This window comes from Pleurocapsa sp. CCALA 161 (assembly GCF_003003995.1).
Taxonomy (GTDB): domain Bacteria; phylum Cyanobacteriota; class Cyanobacteriia; order Cyanobacteriales; family Xenococcaceae; genus Waterburya.
The window spans coordinates 1-5,955 of record NZ_PVWF01000186.1; the positions used below are offsets into that span (position 1 = coordinate 1).

Consider the following 5,955-nt stretch of genomic DNA (forward strand, 5'->3'; position numbering starts at 1 on the left):
GTTTAAACTCGATGCTTAAGTTCACTTGTTCTGCCGTGGCTAATACCGAACCATCGGCGTTTTCTAAGACAAAACCCGCATCACGGATCATCGCCAAGTCGCTACTAGCAGATTGCCCCACAGTAGTTAAATAATCGCCGACAAAGATGGAATTAGCAGGATATAAGCCCATTACTTGGAGCGATCGCAAATGTACTTCTCTACCTCCAGCAATTCTAATTTCTTGTTTAGGCAAGATAAAGCGGAAGAGATTTAAAATCTTTAAACAGCGACGGGGATTAAGCTGATTAACTGTAGATAAAGGAGTTCCTTCAATGGGAATTAAGAAGTTAATTGGGACACTGGTAACGTCTAATTCTCTTAAGGAATAAGCCAGGTCAATGATATCCTCATCGCTTTCATTCATGCCCAATATCCCGCCAGAACAGGTAGTAATTCCAGCTTTTTGGACGTTTTTAAGGGTGGCAACGCGATCGCGAAAGGTGTGGGTACTACAGATATTTTCGTGATGATTTTCTGACGTATTCAAGTTATGGTTCACCCGATCCACTCCTACTGCTGCCAAACGCTGGGTTTGCTCTTCACTTAATAACCCTAAACAGGCGCAGATCTTCAAATCATGTCTACTCTTAACTGCCTCAAATGCTTCTAGAACACTGTTAAACACAGATTCCGAAGGCGATCGCCCTGAAATAGCCATGCAGAAAGTCCCCGCCTGTAAGCTAGCTGCTCGATCTGCTGCTTGGACAATTTTTGACTGAGCAATCAGAGGATATTTCTCAATTTCAGCAGAGGAAATTTTTGATTGAGAACAATAATTACAATCTTCAGGACATAAACCGCTTTGAGCGTTGAGTAAAAAGTGTAGTCTAACGCGATTTGACCAATAGTGATGGCGTACTTTGTGAGCTGCGGATAGCTGTTCTAACAAGAAGACATCAGGGGCATTTAAAATAGTTTGAGCTGTAGGGCGATCAATTAATTCTCCTGCCAAGGAAAGTTCAGCTATGGCACTGTAGTCAAGATTGGTCATGGCGATAGGTCACGCTCTTTATTGATAGAGAACCTTATTGTTGTATCACGATCCACTCAGGTGAAATCAAGAGAAAGTTTTAAAAAGTTAAGCTAGATTAATTGAGAAAATATCTGAGACTTCATGACTACTCTAGATCCTTTCCTAATCGGCAACTCTGGCTTTGACTATAATAAGAGCTATTAACAATGTAAGTAAGCTATCTTATATGACTCCTAGTCCTAAATCGTCTTCACAAAGCAGTATTGAACAGCTAGAAGAAAGAATGGCCAGCCTCGAAGAAAAATTACTGCGAGTTAGCAATATTTATCGCTATGAAGCTCTGCAAAATTTTTTAAAAGCTGGTCAATGGCTTGAAGCAGACAAAGAAACTGTCAAGCTTATTTTGGCGGTTGCTGGGGAAGCAGAAATTGAGAATTTGCGTCCAAATGAAATTGAACATATCGACTGTAGCGAACTACAGGTCATAGATCGACTTTGGCTTAACTATAGTGATAGTCGTTTTGGCTTTAGCGTTCAGGTAAAAGTGTATCAAGAGTTGGGAGGCAGTGTCCAAACCACCGTTGAACAAAATAATCAATTAATTGAACAGTGGGGCGATCGCTTGGGATGGCGTGAAAGTGGCAACTGGATTAAATGTAGCGATTTGGACTACTCTGAGGACGCAGCGACAGGAGGACTGCCTGGTCTTTGGTGGAATTCTCCTTATGGGTCTAAAATGACCAATTACTTTCTGGCACGATTGTTAAGCTGTAATATTTAGCAGGATTTGCAGAATTTAATTAACAATTGGCTTTGGTGCATATTGCTCCAACCATTGCTGAATATCTGCTAAGACCAGATCGGGAATTTCCCAAGGAAAAAGATGCGCTACTTGAGGATAGTTTTTATATTCGCAATTATTTAGATGTTCAGCAGTTTTTTGACTAGCGTCGGGAATAATATGGCGATCGCATTCTCCTGATAACATTAGGCAGGGAATCTCAATCTGGGATAGATGCTCTAAGCGGTTATACCCTTGTCTGATGGCGGTAGATAAAGCCTGATTTGCTGCTTTTGAGGTCTGTAGGTAGGCAGGAACTGCTTCTTTTGCCAGATATTGATAAGACTCTAGTTTATGGTTTTGAATTAGATAGCGAAAAAGCGATCGCTTGCCAAAAGTATCAATGTTCCATTGCCAAGCTGGTACAAAATAATTGATGATGCCTCCGATCCCTGTAAATAAGAGATCTTGCCAAGTTTCTCGCGGATGGCTACTAAGGGGATGGGCCGCCGTAGCAATTAAGATCATGCCGCTAAATCTTTGAGGCTGTGCTAGGGCTAATTCCATGGCGATAATCCCCCCCAAAGACCAACCTAATAACAAACATTGCTCTATCTGCTGCTTGTCTAGCAAGGTGATTATATCCGTCAGATGATCCTCCATCACAAACTGCTGTTGGTAACGACTTTTCCCGTAGCCTCGTAGATCGGGGGTGATGGTTTGATATTGCTGGGATAAATAATTGGTAAATACAGACATAGTTGCTATGCAGCCAGGATGACCATGTAGACAAAGTACAGGATATCCTTGTCCTTTGATTTCTGTATTTAATTTCATAGTTGAACGTCAGTATTTGATAGTTTTAATTAGTTCGGCGATCGCTGTAATCAACTCAGGAATTTTGATCGGTTTGGCGATATGCCGATTAAACCCCGCATCAAAGCTATGTTGCCGATCGATTTCTCTGGCATAGGCGGTAAGAGCGATCGCTGGTATTTGTCCTTGAGGCAGTTGGCGAATCTGCTTAATTAGGTTGTAACCGTCAGTATGGGGCATGCCAATATCACTCACAATCACATGGGGGGTTGTCTGGTTTAACACTGCTAAAGCTGCTGCTGCCGATCTGGTCGAGATTACATTTGCCCCTTCTTGTTCTAAGACTACAGTGAGTATCTCCAATGAATCCTTTTGATCATCTACGACTAGAATAGTTAGATCGTTCAAGCGATTTGACCTAATTGAGCGATCGGATTCTAGATCTATGTGCCTGGCTGTAGGCACGTTTATCACTGGCAAGCTGACGCTAAAAGTCGCTCCCTGATTCAAGCCTGGACTCGATACCGCAACCGTTCCTCCGTGTAGTTCGCTTAAATGACGCACTATAGCAAGACCTAAGCCCAACCCGCCAAATTCTCTTGTGTTGGCGCTGTCTGCCTGACGAAAGCGATCAAATACATAAGGGATAAATTCTGCTTCGATTCCTCGTCCTGTATCTTCGACCTCAATTAATGCCTCCGTGTTGATTCTTTTGAGCCTGACGAATATATGACCTTGTTCGGGGGTAAATTTGACGGCATTAGTCAGTAAATTCCAGACAATTTGCTGTAAACGAGCAGCATCTCCTAAAACCTGACCAATACCAGACTCTAATTCGGTTTTAATTTGAATTGATTTGGTTTCTATGGCAAGCTGAATAGTAGTCAGTGCCGAGTCGATCACTGATTCAAGATTTACGGGAGTTTTATTAAGATTTAGCTTGTTCTGTAAGATTTTTGAAACATCAAGCAAATCATCAATTAACTGTGCCTGTAATTTAGCATTGCGTTCAATAATGGCAAATCCCTGAGCGGTTTTATCTGCATCTAGTCTCCCAGTTAAAAGTAGCTGTGACCACCCTAAGATCGGATTCAGTGGAGTACGTAATTCATGGGAAACGATCGCCAAAAACTCATCTTTAAGCTGATTAGCTTGGATCAAATCTTCGGTTTGCTGGAGCAGTTTTTGCTCTAGTTCTTTAATTTTGGCAATATCGGTGTTGCTACCGTACCACTTAACAATTTCTCCCTGTTCGTTTCGCAACGGCGTTGCTTTGCAAAGAAACCAGTTATATCTTCCCTCAGCACTGCGCAAGCGAATTTCTAAGGCAAACTTGCTTTCGGTTTTAATCGCTTGAATCCAACTTGATGTTACGGCTGGCAACTCATCAGGGTGGACAATACTCGCCCAACCTAGTTGGCGCATTTGTTCTAGATTGAATCCTGTATAGTCCTGCCAGCGCTGATTGATATAGTCTAGATGACCGTCTTTTGCTGCCGTCCAAATTTGTTGGGGAATTACTTGAGTGATCAACTTTAGATCATGCTCTCTTTGCTTAAGAGCTTGTTTGGCCGCTTCGCGATCGCTAATATTCATCCCAAAGGGAACTAAATATTCAACCTGTCCGCGATCGTTAAACTTGGGAACTATACCAAAATCCACCACGATCGAGTTTCCTTCTCTAACTCTAGCCAGAACATCAAAACGTACCATTTCTCCTGCTGCTGCTCGTTTGATGGCACTGTCTATCTGCTCCTGAATTTTTGGGTCATAAGACCACGAGTATGCTTCGCAAAAATGCTTGTTCAAGACATCTTCTCGCTGCAAATCCGCCGCATCTAAAGCTACTTGGTTAACTTCAGTAAGCACTCCATCAAGAGTTAAAAATCCTGTAAAAATTGGCAAGCTATCTAGTAAGATCCTTAGCTGCTGCTGAGAGTGACGCAAAGCTGCTTCATTTTCTTTAAGCTGGGTAATATCTAAATTAATCCCGCTCAGACGAATTGGTTGACCGTTAGCATCACAAGTAACATTACCCAAGCCTAAGATCCAGCGAATACCCTTTTGAGGATGAATGATTCTAAATTCAGTTTGAAATTCAGCAGATTTTCCTGAGAGAACTTGGGCGATATCTTGCTTACTTTGCTCTCGATCATCGGGGTGTAATAATTGTTGCCAATCATCATATCTAAAAGGCTGTATCTGAGGCTCGATGCCGAACAGGGCGTAATTTTCTGGCGACCAAACAATGTCTTGCTGAATTAGATCCCAACTCCAGCTCCCTGCTTTAGCACTTGAAAGGGCAAGTTTGAGCAGATTTTGGTTTTCTAGTAGCTGTTGTTGCGATCGCCTTAAATTAGTGACATCCACTACTGTACCGATCATCTGGACGGCTTGACCTTTCTGATTATAAATACCTTTTCCTTTGGCAGCTATCCAGTGGATACTCTGATCTGCCCAAACAACACGATATTCAATATTGTATTCAGTTTGATTAGCTAAAGCTTGGTCTACTGCTGCTTGAGTGCGATCGCGATCTTTTGGATGCAGGGTATTGATGAACTTTTCGTGGCTTAGTTCAGCCTCAAGAGGCATACCAAATATAGCTTTACATTGATCTGTCCACTCCAGAGTATCCTCAACCAAATCCCAAAACCACATCCCAGTACCAGAAGCGACTATAGCCATGTTCAAGCGTTCTTCGCTCTCTTTTAAAGCCATTTCCATTTGCTTGCGATCGCTAATATCTCTGGCAAGACCCAAGATCTGTTCTACTTGACCATCCGCAGAACGGCGGTATACTCTATCCTGAGTGGAAAACCAGCGCCATCTACCATCCCGATGACGCATTCGATACTCAAGTTTGACTACTTCCTCTGATTGCGATCGCTCTAGTCTGGCTAAATGAGCGGGAAATTGGGCAAAATCTTGGGGGTGCATTACCTCAGATGTAAACTTATCCCCCATGGCGCTTATTTCTGCTGGGGTATAGCCTAATAAATCATAGGTTTGGGAATTAAGATAAGTATTGCGTCCCTCAATTACATCAAAGACATATAGCACTCCTGGAATAGTTTCTGCTGAAACTTTCACATCATGGTGATCTTGACCTTGACTGTCTATTTGTGCTTGCTCCCCCGTAATGTCTTGAAAGGTGGTTGCTACCCCAAATGGTTGGTTATTATTTCCTGCAAACAAAGGCTGAGAATCCAATGAAAGCCAAATTAAATTATCCTCTGACTGAAAAAATCCCATTTTTACATTATTACAAGGCTGTCCTGTAGTTAAGGCACTAGCCACACTGCGAGAATGATAAAAGGCGAAAGCGGGGTGGGTGTTCGGG

4 protein-coding genes are annotated in these 5,955 nt (G+C 42.4%); 1 reads left to right on the forward strand and 3 read right to left on the reverse strand.

The window, feature by feature from the left end; all coding sequences use genetic code 11:
- Positions 1-1,033, reverse strand: a 1,033-nt coding sequence (gene bioB / locus C7B62_RS23870) for a biotin synthase BioB (protein WP_106243560.1), incomplete at its 3' end; no start/stop codon positions are given.
- 208 nt (positions 1,034-1,241) lie between these two features.
- Between bioB and C7B62_RS23875 the strand changes: the two genes are divergently transcribed.
- Entirely contained in the window at positions 1,242-1,796 is a 555-nt protein-coding gene (locus C7B62_RS23875) for a GUN4 domain-containing protein (RefSeq protein ID WP_106243562.1), read from the forward strand.
- Between the two features lie 15 nt (positions 1,797-1,811).
- Here C7B62_RS23875 and C7B62_RS23880 read toward each other — a convergent pair whose 3' ends face one another.
- Positions 1,812-2,633, reverse strand: a complete 822-nt coding sequence (locus C7B62_RS23880) for an alpha/beta fold hydrolase (protein WP_106243565.1) — start codon at positions 2,631-2,633, stop codon at positions 1,812-1,814.
- 9 nt (positions 2,634-2,642) lie between these two features.
- On the reverse strand, positions 2,643-5,955 hold a 3,313-nt coding region (locus C7B62_RS23885), incomplete at its 5' end, for a PAS domain-containing protein (protein WP_158260741.1).